Here is a 13331-nt window from a genome sequence, read left to right on the forward strand (position 1 = left end):
ATCAGGCGTACTTGATGTTCCGGTAGAGGTAAGGCTGAAGCAAGCCGCCCACCAGGCCCCCGGCAATCGCCGCTCCCCATAGTGGTGCAACCATGCCAACCAATACAGTTGCAACGGTAGCTGCGGCAGCCCCGGTCACAAGTAGACGGATGGCGAGGGCCGTATCCTGGAACAGCTTGCCCTGAAAAAACAACTTGGTTGAACTGAAAACCATATCAAACATGGTAGTCTCCCTCAGGCCGATTGCATGAAAAACAGCACGGCGAGTCCCATGACTACACCGGGAACTCCGGCGAGCAGGCCGTATAGCCCGCCCAGTTGGGCTGCCAGTTGCTTGCCCAGCGCAGCCCCGCCAATCTTCAGGCCCGAGAGCGCGCCGCCGACAAGAGCCCCTGCTATTCCGGCCACTAGGGCCAGCAGTAAAATTACGAGCAAATTCACCTCCATTGTTCTCTAAAATCCGCCGTTGGCGCGCGAGGGTTCGCCGCGCACTGCCATTTCAAGTTCGATGATCGTTTGCGCCGCGCTCTCGGCCCGGTCCTGCGCTCCGGAAGCGGCAAATATTTCGCGCGCTTCGCGCAGCAGCTTGATCGCCTGCGCGATGTTGCGTGGATTGCCTGCTTCTCCGTCTTCCGGATCGTCAGGGAGGTTGCAAAGGCAATTGGCCTTGTTCGCTATGGTGTTGGCATATTCAAGCGGAGTGTTGTCCCGCTGGCGCACCTTCAACGCCTCGTCATAGGCCTCCAGCGCACGGAAACCGTTCTCGACCCGGTGGCTCGATGATGCATATTGCAGCGCATTGCCCAGATTGTTCTGCAGCATTGCATATTCCATCGGCTGATCGATCAGATTGACCGCCGAAAGTCCTTCTTCAAATGATTGCACCGCCAGCGCTTCGCTGATCTTGCCGCTTTCGCTCGTAATCGGAACGGAGAGGAAGGCGGTCGCCAGATTGTTGTTCAGAATGGCATATTCGCGTGGATGACGCAGCTTGTTGAACGTCCGCAGCGATCGCTGATAGGCGGATATTGCATCTGTAATTCGTGCCATGCCTGCGCCTGCAAGAGTCTGCAGGGCGAGGCCAAGGTTCATTTCCGCTTCAGCCACCTCTTCGCCGCTGCCTCCCTCCGCCAGGACCGGTGTTGCCTGTTTCAGCAAGTCACGAGCCTGTTCGATCGGTGCGGCAATTTCGGAAGGAATTGCCATGAGCGCCGTGGCCATTCGCGCACGAATCCGGGCAGTCAGCAGTGCATCCTGGTCTCCGCACTGATGGATTGCCTGTTCATAGAGTTCGATGGCTGCCAGCAGGTCGTCGGCTTCCTTCGGCCGCTGTTGCAGACCCATGGCAATTTCCATGAGCATTTCGGCTTTCTCGATAACCGAAGCGTCACTTTCCTCCACCACCTTCAAGGCGGCCGCCAGCTGATCCTCTGTGCGACTGAGCGCAACCATCCCGACTCTCCCCGGCCTCCCCTTGATCGGATTCGGGCCTGCAGCCCTTAAAACGAGCGCCGGGTAAATTGTCTACCAGTTTTTCGTTATGTAAACTTAGTTATCAGTTACGGGGAGGTCCGCAAGAAGCGCCGCATCTCCGCTTGACCACCTTACGGGGACGTCCTGCGCCTCGAAGTCGGCCAGGCCGTGCGCCTCGAACACATCGAAAGCGCCAACTACCCGATCACCCTGAGCATTGCGTTGTTTCAACAGCGCTCCTCCGGCCGCCGCGTGAAACACCGGCAAAATCCGCAAGGTCGCGCCATCGATCAGCACCGCAACTGCATCGATGCCCGAGAAATAGGTAGCGACCAGGCCTGCGGGAAACCGGATCGTCCCGCGCGCGACCGAGATGGTCTGCTCCATGACTTAAGCCTCGGGGGCGATGACGAGCCGCGCCGCGATCTTGGCCGCCACCTTCTCGACCGCTGCAACTACCGGCCCGGAAAGCTCGGTGGCATAGTCCAGCGTCTGCGCTTCGATCAGATAGACTTGCACATCAGAAGGGAAGTCATCGCCAAAGATCTTGCGTCCCACAAACAGGGCGTTGTCCCAACGGAACGCGTGAAGACCCACGCCATGGACCGGTTCTGCCGCCAGCACATCGCCGGGAACCTCGTAGATAGCCCCCGGCTTGCCTTCGGGCTCCCTTGCATCGATCACGATAAGCTGCTGCGCCCCGCGCGCACGGTACATCACTGCCATCCCATCAGTGCCGGCATCCAGCAGCGCTACATCAGACGGCAAATCTTCAGCAGCAAGCCGGGCGATGACGGCCGGACCAGCCCCGTCATCACCGCGATTGATATTGCCGCAGCCAATGATCGCAGTGGCAGGTGCGTCTAAATTCGCCACAGGCGGCACGACCACTCGGGTTCAACCGGCAGCATAAGTTCAGGCAGATCACAGAAACGGCGCTTGATAAGGTAATACATGCAGGTTTCGCAGGGCTGTTCCAGTTCATCAGCCGTGATGGTGTGATCTGTAAACCCGGCAATCACAAGTTTGGAAGCAAGGTCCTTGCCTTCCGATTGCAGGCGGGACACGATCGCGTTGACCTGCGCGGAGTCTTCGGCTCTGGGGAAGACTTCGGTTTCAAGGCCGCCAGCCAGAAGACCCGCGATCTCCCGCCGTAGGGTTTCGTCTGCATCAGTGGCCATGCGCAACTCCTTCAAATGCGCCAGAGGCGACACCACCATTCGGGCTCGGCGGGCAAGCTTAGCTCCGGCAGGTCACACCAGCGCCTGTGGACCAGATAATACATGCATTCCTGACAGCGCATCTCGTCTGCCCCGTACGGGCGAAGCAACCAGCCGGAAATGTCGAGCTTGGCCCTTAGATCATCCGGGTCGAGCGCCCTTAACTCGTCAAGAATGCCTGAAAACTCGCGGTCGGTTTCGGGAAATGGCTCAACCTGCGTTTCCAGCCCTTCGTTGAGATAATCCTCGATCATGCGCAGAAGTGTCGCATGATCGGCCTCTGAAGGCACCACGCCATACCGGGACAGGAGCCATTCGCGCTGGCGCTGCAATTCGGTGTTGTCGCCAGTCATTCCGGCGCATTCTCCCAACGGGTTGTTATTCTATTCGCAGCCTCGGGTGGGAGACACCTCACAGCGTCCTCCCACCCGGCGGCCCGATATCAAGCTGTGCGGAAGCGCGCCAGTTCCTCGCCCGTTTTCGCATCGTGTGCGTGGACCGTACAAACCAGGCAGCTGTCGTAGGAACGGCAGACATGTCCGACTTCAACCGGATCGGCAGTATTTGTAATCGGGGTGCCGATGAGTGCCTCCTCGATCGGTCCCAACTCGCCATTGCTCGCACGCGGGCCGACATTCCATGTGGTCGGAGCGATGATCTGGTAATTGTGGATCTTGCCATCGCGCACGTCGATCCAGTGGCACAAGGCGCCACGCGCAGCCTCGGTCGCGCCCCATCCCTGGCCATCGCGCTCAGTAGGCTTGATGTACCATTCATCGTTGAGACGGAACTCGCGCAGGATGCGTTCGGCTTCGCGGTATAGCTTGCACAGCTCATGCAGGCGGGCGAAGTGGCGCAGGTAGGTCGAAGCGCCGCCAAGCTTGCGATACATGTCGAGCACCAGTCCATCACTGTGTTGCCAGGCCTCGCCATGATCGCCACCAGCGATCAGCTGCCGCGCGAGCGGGCCGGCCTCAAGACGACCATGTTCGGCGTGGCGAACGGCAGTCGACCAGCTGTATTTGCCATCAGTATCGATGTCGTTTTTCGCGATTGGCATCGTCGTCCGGTCGAATGGGTGGATATCGTCCCCTTCGTTGTACCACGCGCGCTGCATGTCCTCGCGGACATTGCCCTGATCCATCAGCTTGAACGCGCCGCTGGCACCGTCGAACGTCCCCGATTTCATGATCACGGCGCTGTTGCGGCCTTCAATCGTGGGGTTGTTGTAACGGTCTTCATGCGGGAGATAGCCCCACGAGATGAACTTGCCGTGGCCAGTGCCATATTTCTCCAGTCCGATGTCGAGCGACATGCGGATAAACATGCCGAGATCGGAATTCGCGTGTTCCGGCCGCTCATCAAGCCACGCCATCAGTTGATCGTACGTGGTGATTTCCTCATAGCGCTCCATCGAGCAACCAAGGAACAACGGTTCGATCCAGTTGCGGCGGAAGTGCTCCAGGATCGACCAGGCGCGGGTCACGTCGGTCAGGGTCGGGGCGCACATCACGCCGCCAGGAACCATGAAGGAAGAATGCGGCCACTGCCCGCCAAGCAGGGCATAGATTTCTACCGGGCGGCCCGAAATGGTCACACCCGCTTCATAGGAGGTCCCTGTGAAGGGCGCATAGCGCTTCACCGCTTCTTCGTAGAACTTGGACTTCGCATAGTTCTGGTTGGTGTAGTCGATCATGAACAGACCATAGTGATGTCGCGGGATTGACTGGAGTGTTTCGACGATTTGCCCGAGATTGCGGGCAAGGATCGCGTTACGCGGAACGGTGGTACCCCAGGCGGAATCGAGTGCCCAGGCAGCACAGGACAGGTGCGAGGCACCGCAGATGCCGCAAGCACGAGGCGTAACGACAAGCCCGGCCTGTGGATCCTTGTTCTTGAGGATGACTTCGAAGCCGCGGAACATTTCCGCTTGCGTCCATGCATTGGTGACGATCCCGTTCTCGATGTCGACGCGGACATCAAGGTCGCCCTCCACCCGGCCAACGGGCGAAATGTCGAGGGTTTGTGTAGCTGCCATTGTAATTCTCCCGAAATTCTGTGTGCGGCGCGCTTCGCTGCGCGCCATGAACCCTCATGAATCAGACGACGAAGATATCCTCTTCGGCCCACGCCGGAGCCGCACCCTTGGCGGCAGCTGTGAGCTTGACGTAGCCGGTACGATCAACCCCTAGCGGCAGATCCTTCGGCACGCCCATCACAGTCTGGGTCTTGAAGACAGTTCCTGGGGCGAGATCGAAGAAGGGGAATTCCGGTTCCGTACAGCCAAGGCAGGGCATGCCAGCACGGGTCTTGGACGAAACGCGGTTCCACAGAATGCGGTTGCAGGGGCTGTGAGTCATCGGGCCGCGGCACCCCAGATCGTAATAGAGGCAGCCCTTGCGCTGACCGAAGGCCGTGGTCGAGACCTTGTAGGCGAAGTGCATGTTGCGGGTGCAGCCCGTCTGCGTGAAGCTGGAGAAGAAGGTCTTTGGCCGATGGAATTCGTCCAGCGTCAGGTCGCCCGCGCGGCCCGTGGCAACGGCGACAAGGATCTGCGTTACCCAGTCAGGGTGAGCGGGGCAGCCGGGAATATTGATGACCGGAAGGCCAGCCTGAGACGTGAAGCCTTCGCCCAGCGCTCCACCCTTGGCCCGCTTGAGGAACTGCAAGCCTTCGCTTTCAGACGGGTTCGGCGCCGTTGCCGGGATGCCGCCCCAGGTGGCGCAATCGCCGATTGCCACAACAAATTGCGCCTTGGCAGAAAGATCTGCCACCCAGTCTTTCATCGGGCGGCCACAGAAGCGATTCCATTCGCCGGTACCGTTGGGCGCATTGATGACGCTGCCTTCGAACACGAAAATGTCGAGCGGGATTTCGCCGGAAAGGCACTTTTCCATCATGACTTTGACATTCTCACCCAGCTCGAGGCCAAGCGAGGGATGCCAAAGGACATTGATGCCAAAATCCGTCACCAGATCGCATGCGCTGGGCTCCTCGGCATTAAGGAAGGACATGGTGTTGCCAGAGCACGCACCGCCTTGAAGCCACAACAGATTCGCCATTTCTCAGTCTCCCAACTTCCCGGCGGAGTGCCCGACCGGCCAAATGCCCCTGCGGGCTATGGGAGGACATTAAGCATGATTCGTGCCAGAAAAATAATAAAGCATTTTCAGTATTTTATGATGAAGCTCATATTTTCGGCGAAGAAAATGCAAAGAAACTTTGCACGCACTCCTTGAAACATTCTTTGCAGTCGGAGCCGCAGGAGGTGCGTATGCCAACCGTTCAGGCTAGCCGTGCCGGTTGCCGCAGACCGGGCATTCAACTTCGCCGAACGCCGAATACCAGATGCCTTTGCAGCGCCCGCACCAATGGCCATGCGCACCAGAAAGTCCTGCACCCGCTGTTCGCGTCAGTTTTGTCGAGCCGAGGTCTTGTGGCGCCTCTTGCCCCGGATAGGGCATGCGGGAAAAACGCAAGCGAACAACATTGTCCCGGTCTGCCATTTCACTGCCACTCCCGTTCCTGCTCCTGCTCCTGCATGAGACCAACGTCAGCCATCATGCAGACCGTAGCGCTTGATCTTGTTGGCCAGGCCCACGCGGGATAGCCCCAGCGCGTCGGCAGTCTTGCTCTGGTTCCAGCGAAAACGGGTGAGTGCACCTACCACGACCCGTTGCTCCAGACGCTCGACCATCTCCTTGAGTGTGCCGCCTTCCATTTCCGCCTGCTGGCCGACATCCGGGGCAACAACGAGATTATCAAACACGGCCGAAAGGTTACGCTCTGTAATGTAACCACCATTTTCAGCCAGCGCCACCGCGCGCCTGATCTCGCTTTCCAGTTCCCGGACATTGCCTGGATATTGATGAGCCTGCAGCCTGTCGAGCGCACTCTGCGTAATGCCAATTACCCTGCGGCCGACTACTCCGGCATATTTCTCGATGAAGAAATCTGTAAGAACAGGAATATCCTCCCGCCTGTCTCGCAGCGCCGGGATGCTCAGCGAAAAGCCTTTGAGACGATAATACAGGTCACGCCGAAATTCGCCTTTTTCGACCATTTCCAGAAGCGGCCGGTTCGACGCCGCAATGATCCGGACATTGGCATGCAACAACTTGTCCGACCCTAGCGGTTTAACCTCGCCATTCTGAAGGAAGCGCAGCAGGCTGACCTGGAAACTCGGCGAAACATCTGAAATTTCGTCAAGGAACACCGTTCCGCCATCTGCGGCACGGAACAGCCCAAGCCGGTCTGCGGTGGCTCCGGTGTAAGCCCCCCGCACATGTCCGAACAATTCGGAATGGAGCGTGGAATCCAGCATACCGCCGCAATTCTGTACATGGATCGGAGAATCGACACGTGTAGAGTTGAAATGGATCGCTCGCGCCAGCAGTTCCTTGCCCGTCCCGGTGTCGCCCTCGATGAGGACTGGCAGATCGGTAACCGCCGCCTTGCGCGCTTCAACGATCAAATCAGCCATCTTGGCGCTGGCATAAACGAGCTTCTCGAATTGCGAGTAACCGCCCTTGACTGACATATCCACGCGTTCCTCGAAGATCTGGTCATCGACCGAAATCTTCAGTTCACGCGAAAGAAGGCGATGGCGTCGCGAAAGTTCGTTCATTTCCAGGCTGCGCTTTACCATGAGCGCAATCTGATGAGGTGTTAGCGGCTTGAACAGATAGAGATAGGCGGCAGAGCGACGGACTGCCTCGCTGTCAGCTTCGTCGCGATTCTGCGAAGAGACCGCAATTCGACAAACCCCCGGATGTGACACGCGCGCGCGTGTCAGTATGTTGTCCTGGGCATCGTCCACCGTGTCGAGATCGCAAAGCAAGAGGTGTACTTCGATGTCGTTGAGCCGCTCCTGCGCGGCCTTGCCGTCCTCAGCTATGACCAGCCGGTAATCTGCTCGCTCCTTCAGCCCAGCTCGCGCCGCGCTGATCAGCGCATCGTCGCGCGAAACAACAAGGATCGTCAATTCCCCGGCCAAATGCACCTCCCAACATGCAGCGGACCGCAACTGCTACTGCCAGTCGCGACCGATGTGCAAGGAAAGTTTGCATTTCGCCTGCTAACTTAACAATGAAATGTGCTTGGAGGCTGGTAACAGGCGCTGTCGCTTGCGCAATTTCCGCGTGGATGCAGTTAATGGCCGCCCAGAACCCGCTTCTTGAGCGAATGGAGCGCAAACCACACGGATCCCAGGACCGGCAGCACCAGCAAAGCGATCGCAACTTCCGGATCAACCCAGTCAAAGTGATGGGACGCACCCTTTATGGCATACCCTAGCAGGCCGATGGCATAATAACTCACGGCCACTACTGAGAGGCCCTCGACGATCTGCTGCAAGCGCACTTGCATCGTCGTGCTGCGCTCCATCGATCGAAGCAGCTTCGCGTTCTGGTTCTCGATTCGCGTCTCGATGCGGGCGCGCAGCAGTTCGGAGATTTGGCGCGCACGCCGTGTCAGCTGGCGTTCGCGCTCAGTCAAGGCGGCGCAGGTGCGCGCTGCTGGCAGGAAGCGGCGTTCAGTGAAGTCGACGAGCGAAGCGAACCCACGGATCGGTTCCGGAGCAAGTTGTGCGAGCCTCTCTTCCACCAGACGCGAATAGGCTGCGGTAGCGTTCATGCGATAGCCGATTGACGTGGCAATGGTCGAAAGTTCCAGGCTGAGGTCAGACAATTGCGCCAGCAAATCATCGTCAGAGGCCACCGAGGACGTTACGGCCTTGGCAAGTGCGGCCAATTCGCGTTCGGCCGCGTCCAGCCTTGGCCAGGCCTCTTGTGCCACCGGCAGCCCCAAGAGCGCCTTGTTGCGGTAATTCCCAAGCTCCTGCAATTGCTGCAGTTGCCGGGTGAGATCACTCCGGTCGACTTCCCCGGCTGACACCACAAGGCGCCCCCGGCCATCGGGGTGAATGCGAAAATCCGACCAGATACGCACTCCCCCGGAGAGGCCGCATGACACAAGCTCGCTGCGATTGAAATCAACCGCCGGCAATGCCCTCTCGACTTCGGCTTCGTCGCCACCAACCCAGATCGATGTCGCGCGAATGATTGCGCCCGGCAGGGTTTCCGCCCAGTCAATGGCCTCGCCCACCGAAGAGTCCAGTCCGGGGTCGAGCAAAACTTCGATGGCGCGTTCCGGACAAAACACTGTCAGCGTCGAACCTTCGCTCTGTCGCTCCCATGTAAAGGAGACGTCGCCAAAGAGTGCACCTGACAGGTGGCGCGGATTCTCTTCATCCGATTGGCTTCCGCACAGAGCGGACAAGACTGAGCGCTCCGCCTCACGCTCGCCAGGCCCAACCTCAAGCACCCACTGGAACACTGCGACCGGCAGTTGCAACAGCGGCCAGCGACGCAAATGCATTTCGCTGACAACTTGCCGCCGCAACTCATGTTCTCGCATAGCCTCATTCCCCGCCAGTGGATTCCGGGCCAGACCTATTCAAACAAGCGCGAAGCCGCAATGCCGGTAAAATCGATCTCGGCTAGCTGCCATCGGACATGGCCGCAACAATGGGCAGCTATCCCTCGTTCACTCCCCAAAACCTGCCGTTCCGGACCGTCCAACAAAGTTGCCGCTTCAATCTTTGATCGGCCCATATGTCAACGGGTCCCTGGTCCAGGATGGACCGAGGTGGAAATCTTCGCTTGCCGACGGTACCGGGCCATCAGGTTGGGAGGCGACATAAGGAGGGCAGGGCGGCTCCACCTCTGCCTTCGTTCGCAGGACTTCGCCCATTGCACCCGCCCTTCCGCGGAGAATGCGGACCAGCCACGACAGGGACAGGAGCATAACGCCAGCTCCTCGCCCAGCGAGGCAGTAATAGAGGCAACGCTGGTAATCGTCGCAGTCCGCCGAAAGAATGCCTGCCAGCCTTACCTTTGCCCCGGGTGTCTTTCTCTGGACCGCCTCCAGCACCTCGAGCAGTTCCTGCGCCGCGTAGTAGGCGTCGAAGGGCTCGACGCCCAGGCTGGCATTTGCCACCATTCGCATGGTCGGCAAGATCTCCTCTTCGACGGCGGCATCCATCAAGGTGACCTCGGGATCGAATTTGCCAAGATCGAATGAGGTACGCATCGCTTTCTCCTTCGACACTCCGACTGCGTATGTGCCGGACCAAGGTCAATGAGCGATCGAAGGGGTCTTCGATGCAGTCCGAAGCGAGGGGAGGGCGGCCCTTTGGTGGACACCGTTTGCTCGACCTCCCGCCGCAGCGCACGCCGATGAAGGATCAGGCATCGACAAGCCGCATTCCCGGGCAGTCCTCGATCACCTGCGGCCGCCATTCGCCGCGATCGGGGTGCTTGATCCAGATCTGGTCGGGCTTGTACTCCTCGCCATCGAGGAATTTCTCGCGGAAGGCCTCCCAGGTCTGCGATTCTGACATCAGGCGTTCGCAGAAATGCACCTCGTCGCTGACGGCGATGAACAGGCGCCTGAGCAGGTCGGGCGCCTGGGACAGGTCCACCACGCAGCTGTCGAAGCGGGTGGCGAAACTGGCCATCTGGTCGCGCAACCTGTCGAGAATATCGCCGACGCTGTCATAGCAGGTGAGCGCCAGCAGCACCTCTTCTTCGCATGCATCATAGGGGTGCCGCTGTTCCCGCAGGTCCAACAGGCAGAGTCGCGGAAGGGCTTCCTGCCGTAGCCATACTCCAGCGGGCCATGCGCCGAAGATCAGCGATGCGTCACCCAGCGTCTCGAAACCACGACCGAGATTCTTGCGGCCGAGCATTTGGGTGTTGCCCAGATCGATGGCCAGAATTGCCTCCTTTGCACGCAGCTTGTCGGCGATGATTTCGGTGGCAACGCTGGTAACACCGGTGCCGCCGGCAATGCTCTGGACTGAGATTATGCGCATTTGTTGATCCTCCTCGTGAATGTGGACTTGTGGGGATGTGTAATTGTGGGTCTGTGGGCGTCAGAGGCCGAAAGTGCAGATCGCGTAGCCGGGCGGCGCGAGGCGCTCGATCCGCGACCAGAAGGTGCTTTCCCCATTGGGCGCACGCCGGTTGGTCGGCACCGCAATCTCTGCCATGGGGCCGCGAACCTCGATCACCGTGCCGCAGTTGCTTTCGTCGCCGATCGCCAGGTTCCGCTGGAACTCCGCGATCCGCTCGCTCGCTGCCTCGAACCGCTCTTCGACCGCGGCAATCCGGCGCTCTTCCTCGTCGACGACCGCAGCGGCATCGGCAACGGTCGGCAGTCGATCCGGGTGAAACAGGTAAATCGCCGTGGTGTTGGACAGGCCGCCGAACAAACGCCCCATCACCTGGCTCCCGATATCGCCGGACCGTGAAATCTCCGAATTATCCATCAGGAGAGACACGAACCCCACCAGCGGCTCGCCTCCGCTGCCGTCGCAGATCGCCACTTCACCGCGCCATTGATGACGATACCCGGTGGGTCGGGTCAGGTGGGCAATGACGCGGTTGCGGAACATCCCGGTCCGCAGGTCATCGGCCGGGACGATGGTGCCACCGTGAGCCTCGCAACTTTCTGAGAAGACCTGCTGGCTACGGCGCGTGACAATCATGGCGTCGGTATTGCCGCGCTCCTTGAAGAGGGCATAGCGTGGGAGGTACGCCAAGCAACGCTAAGGACGAACAATACCGGAACGGCGTGCAAGGGCATCACCTGCGGAGGCCGATGATGCCCAGCTCTTGCCACATCCACGTAAAATCATAGGTAGCCATTGGCTCGCCGACCCCGGATTTTGCTGCGCCATTCTCTATATATTTGAGCCAGTCGGCCACTTTCGCCCGGCCAGCCTTCGTGCGGGCCAGAGCGCGCGGCGTCTTGTTGCCAAGGGCAGGCACCGCTTCATCAAGCGTTTTGGTATATTCGCGTGTCAGCATATCATGAACGATGCGCTCCATTTCGTCCGGCGGGATATCGAGCGGCTCTTCCTGCGGAGCGCGGGCGGCGTCATCAGCCATGAACTGGGCCAGAGTCCGGATTTCGGTCATAGGTGTGCTCACGCAATCACCAAGCCATTCGCCCATTTGCGCAATCGCTTTCTCCGCACGGGCGGCACTATTGACCTCAACGATCAGTTTGCGTCCCGCCAACTCGACATTGGCGAAGACGGGTGTGCCGTCCTCCATGGTCGTCACAAAAGCCTGCCCGCCTTTGGCCGTTCGTGGTTTTCTCTCCTTCGTCACCGGCACCAGCCAGTTCCAGAATGTGTCGCTGGCAGGCTCCAGCCATTGTGCCGCGTTCAGCCTGCGAACCACGCTCTTGCCGATCACGCCCTTGGCCAGGGGGAAGACGATGCGGTGGAACACAAGATCATCGCCATCGGCGTTGACCATATCCGGCATGGTGCCAGGCATGGCTTTGCCCAGACAATCGAGCAGCCACATGTTCGTGAACATCGGGCCTGATGCCCGTAAAATAGCATCCCGGTCGGTCTGGTTTAGTTCGGAGGTGTCCTTTGCATCGTCCGCAAGCCGGCCAAACGCGTCGATCAGTTGTAGGGCGCCATCAGCGCTGAACGGCAACAGCGCGCCCGAGATGCCATGGCGACCGTTCACATCGACAACCCGTGCAGCGATCTTGTCCCAGTTGACGAGGGTCTGTGTCGCGCCGTGTTCGCGGACCGTGACTGGCGCAACATCCCGCAACAGATCACGCAAGGTCATCGACTGACCGGGGACGACCTCGCTAACCTCATAGAGCGACATCATCGTATCCCGCAGCGCGCGCATATAGGCCTTGTTCGGCGCCTTCTCGTTCCAGCCTCGGCGCTTGAGATAGTCATCGACCAGATTGCGACCGTCAGGTTCCAGTTCCTGTGTCAGCAGATCTTCAAAGGCGCAGCCCCATAGCGGCCCTTGCCAATGATCACCGATGATCTCGAATATGGCGTCGGGTTCGAGGCCGGTCGCTTCACATGCCGGACCGAGATGCGCGGACAGCATTTCATCCATCGCCTCGTCCCACGGAGCACGATCCGCATATTTCATCAGCCCGGACAGATCGTGAGCAGATTTCAATCTGGACATTCAGGCAGGCCTTTCCACGCCAAGGCGGCGCATTTCGCGATAGATGGTGGATCTGCCGATGCCGAGTTGCCGTGCTGCCTCTGTCGGCGAGATACGGGCTTCGACCAGTTTGATGGCCGCATCCACCTTGGACATGTCGAGCGGCTGACGGCCAGGCTGCTTGCCCTTGGCGCGTGCAGCGGCGATCCCATCGCGGGTCCGCTCAGAGATTAGCCGCCGCTCGAAATGGGCGATAGCTCCGAACACATGGAAGATGAGTTCGCCGGCGGCCGACGAGGTGTCGATTTTTTCCTCAAGACTCAGGAGGGCGATGCCTTGGCTGCGCAAAGTTTCGACTGTGGCGAGCAGTTCAGTCAGCGAACGCCCAAGCCGATCGAGGCGGACCACGGCGAGCGTGTCACCCTTGCGGGCATAGGCGATCAGTTCGGCCAGTCCAGGCCGCTCCATGCTTTTTCCCGATATTACATCGGTGAACACCTTGATGGCGCCGGCATTCTCCAGTCGCATGGTCTGGCCCGCCACATCCTGATCGCCGGTGCTGACGCGGGCGTAGCCCAGAATGCCGCCCATCTATCGTGTCTCCCAAACGGTCGTTCTGTGGACGCTCTGAAGGGCG

The 13331-nt window shown here is 59.6% G+C and carries 16 protein-coding genes; all 16 read right to left on the minus strand.

Features of this window, described 5'->3' with window-relative positions:
- Position 1 precedes the first annotated feature (1 nt).
- The 16 genes from ATE71_RS22485 to ATE71_RS10240 all read right to left on the minus strand — a co-directional run bounded on the left by ATE71_RS22485 (position 2) and on the right by ATE71_RS10240 (position 13285).
- Complete coding sequence (locus ATE71_RS22485; RefSeq protein ID WP_007015751.1) at positions 2–223, minus strand: hypothetical protein; 222 nt, start codon at positions 221–223, stop codon at positions 2–4.
- Between the two features lie 11 nt (positions 224–234).
- Positions 235–447 (minus strand): hypothetical protein, encoded by a 213-nt coding sequence (locus ATE71_RS10170; protein ID WP_011536531.1) that lies wholly within the window; start codon positions 445–447, stop codon positions 235–237.
- A 6-nt stretch (positions 448–453) separates the two neighbouring features.
- Positions 454–1452, minus strand: coding sequence for a hypothetical protein (locus tag ATE71_RS10175; RefSeq protein ID WP_007015749.1), 999 nt, complete (start codon positions 1450–1452; stop codon positions 454–456).
- Positions 1453–1548: 96 nt separating this feature from the next.
- On the minus strand, positions 1549–1860 hold the full coding sequence (locus tag ATE71_RS10180) for a hypothetical protein (protein ID WP_007015748.1): 312 nt from the start codon (positions 1858–1860) through the stop codon (positions 1549–1551).
- Positions 1861–1863: 3 nt separating this feature from the next.
- Positions 1864–2349: a hydrogenase maturation protease gene (locus ATE71_RS10185; protein WP_007015747.1), complete on the minus strand. Its 486-nt coding sequence runs from the start codon at positions 2347–2349 to the stop codon at positions 1864–1866.
- Positions 2337–2654 carry a hypothetical protein gene (locus tag ATE71_RS10190; protein WP_039330882.1) on the minus strand — a complete coding sequence of 106 codons (318 nt, stop codon included), beginning with the start codon at positions 2652–2654 and terminating at the stop codon, positions 2337–2339. The genes ATE71_RS10185 and ATE71_RS10190 overlap by 13 nt, the downstream gene beginning before the upstream one ends.
- Positions 2655–2665: 11 nt before the next feature.
- A complete protein-coding gene (locus ATE71_RS10195) occupies positions 2666–3046 on the minus strand; it encodes a hypothetical protein (protein WP_007015745.1) in 381 nt (126 codons plus the stop codon).
- Between the two features lie 89 nt (positions 3047–3135).
- Complete coding sequence (locus ATE71_RS10200) at positions 3136–4731, minus strand: nickel-dependent hydrogenase large subunit (RefSeq protein WP_039330883.1); 1596 nt, start codon at positions 4729–4731, stop codon at positions 3136–3138.
- 61 nt (positions 4732–4792) lie between these two features.
- Positions 4793–5755: a hydrogenase gene (locus tag ATE71_RS10205; RefSeq protein ID WP_011536524.1), complete on the minus strand. Its 963-nt coding sequence runs from the start codon at positions 5753–5755 to the stop codon at positions 4793–4795.
- A 491-nt stretch (positions 5756–6246) separates the two neighbouring features.
- On the minus strand, positions 6247–7695 hold the full coding sequence (locus ATE71_RS10210) for a sigma-54 dependent transcriptional regulator (protein ID WP_039330884.1): 1449 nt from the start codon (positions 7693–7695) through the stop codon (positions 6247–6249).
- A gap of 149 nt (positions 7696–7844) precedes the next feature.
- Positions 7845–9110, minus strand: a complete 1266-nt coding sequence (locus tag ATE71_RS10215) for a DUF3422 family protein (protein ID WP_007015740.1) — start codon at positions 9108–9110, stop codon at positions 7845–7847.
- 177 nt (positions 9111–9287) lie between these two features.
- Positions 9288–9785, minus strand: coding sequence for a hypothetical protein (locus tag ATE71_RS10220; protein WP_039330979.1), 498 nt, complete (start codon positions 9783–9785; stop codon positions 9288–9290).
- 154 nt (positions 9786–9939) lie between these two features.
- Positions 9940–10569 carry a hypothetical protein gene (locus ATE71_RS10225; protein WP_007015738.1) on the minus strand — a complete coding sequence of 210 codons (630 nt, stop codon included), beginning with the start codon at positions 10567–10569 and terminating at the stop codon, positions 9940–9942.
- A gap of 60 nt (positions 10570–10629) precedes the next feature.
- On the minus strand, positions 10630–11298 hold the full coding sequence (locus tag ATE71_RS10230; protein WP_007015737.1) for a hypothetical protein: 669 nt from the start codon (positions 11296–11298) through the stop codon (positions 10630–10632).
- A 43-nt stretch (positions 11299–11341) separates the two neighbouring features.
- Positions 11342–12715 (minus strand): hypothetical protein, encoded by a 1374-nt coding sequence (locus ATE71_RS10235; RefSeq protein WP_007015736.1) that lies wholly within the window; start codon positions 12713–12715, stop codon positions 11342–11344.
- The gene (locus tag ATE71_RS10240) at positions 12716–13285 is read right to left on the minus strand and encodes a recombinase family protein (RefSeq protein WP_007015735.1); all 570 of its coding nucleotides are present in this window, start codon (positions 13283–13285) and stop codon (positions 12716–12718) included.
- Between the last annotated feature and the right edge of the window lie 46 nt (positions 13286–13331).

The sequence above is a fragment of the Sphingopyxis sp. H115 genome (assembly GCF_001468465.1).
Classification (GTDB): Bacteria; Pseudomonadota; Alphaproteobacteria; order Sphingomonadales; family Sphingomonadaceae; genus Sphingopyxis.

Excerpts from the sequence above, each read along its gene's own strand:
- ATE71_RS22485 (WP_007015751.1), bottom strand. The coding sequence starts at position 223 with ATGTTTGATATGGTTTTCAGTTCAACCAAGTTGTTTTTTCAGGGCAAG.
- ATE71_RS10170 (WP_011536531.1), bottom strand. The coding sequence starts at position 447 with ATGGAGGTGAATTTGCTCGTAATTTTACTGCTGGCCCTAGTGGCCGGA.
- ATE71_RS10175 (WP_007015749.1), bottom strand. The coding sequence starts at position 1,452 with ATGGTTGCGCTCAGTCGCACAGAGGATCAGCTGGCGGCCGCCTTGAAG.
- ATE71_RS10180 (WP_007015748.1), bottom strand. The coding sequence starts at position 1,860 with ATGGAGCAGACCATCTCGGTCGCGCGCGGGACGATCCGGTTTCCCGCA.
- ATE71_RS10190 (WP_039330882.1), bottom strand. The coding sequence starts at position 2,654 with ATGGCCACTGATGCAGACGAAACCCTACGGCGGGAGATCGCGGGTCTT.
- ATE71_RS10195 (WP_007015745.1), bottom strand. The coding sequence starts at position 3,046 with ATGACTGGCGACAACACCGAATTGCAGCGCCAGCGCGAATGGCTCCTG.
- ATE71_RS10200 (WP_039330883.1), bottom strand. The coding sequence starts at position 4,731 with ATGGCAGCTACACAAACCCTCGACATTTCGCCCGTTGGCCGGGTGGAG.
- ATE71_RS10205 (WP_011536524.1), bottom strand. The coding sequence starts at position 5,755 with ATGGCGAATCTGTTGTGGCTTCAAGGCGGTGCGTGCTCTGGCAACACC.
- ATE71_RS10215 (WP_007015740.1), bottom strand. The coding sequence starts at position 9,110 with ATGCGAGAACATGAGTTGCGGCGGCAAGTTGTCAGCGAAATGCATTTG.
- ATE71_RS10220 (WP_039330979.1), bottom strand. The coding sequence starts at position 9,785 with ATGCGTACCTCATTCGATCTTGGCAAATTCGATCCCGAGGTCACCTTG.
- ATE71_RS10225 (WP_007015738.1), bottom strand. The coding sequence starts at position 10,569 with ATGCGCATAATCTCAGTCCAGAGCATTGCCGGCGGCACCGGTGTTACC.
- ATE71_RS10235 (WP_007015736.1), bottom strand. The coding sequence starts at position 12,715 with ATGTCCAGATTGAAATCTGCTCACGATCTGTCCGGGCTGATGAAATAT.
- ATE71_RS10240 (WP_007015735.1), bottom strand. The coding sequence starts at position 13,285 with ATGGGCGGCATTCTGGGCTACGCCCGCGTCAGCACCGGCGATCAGGAT.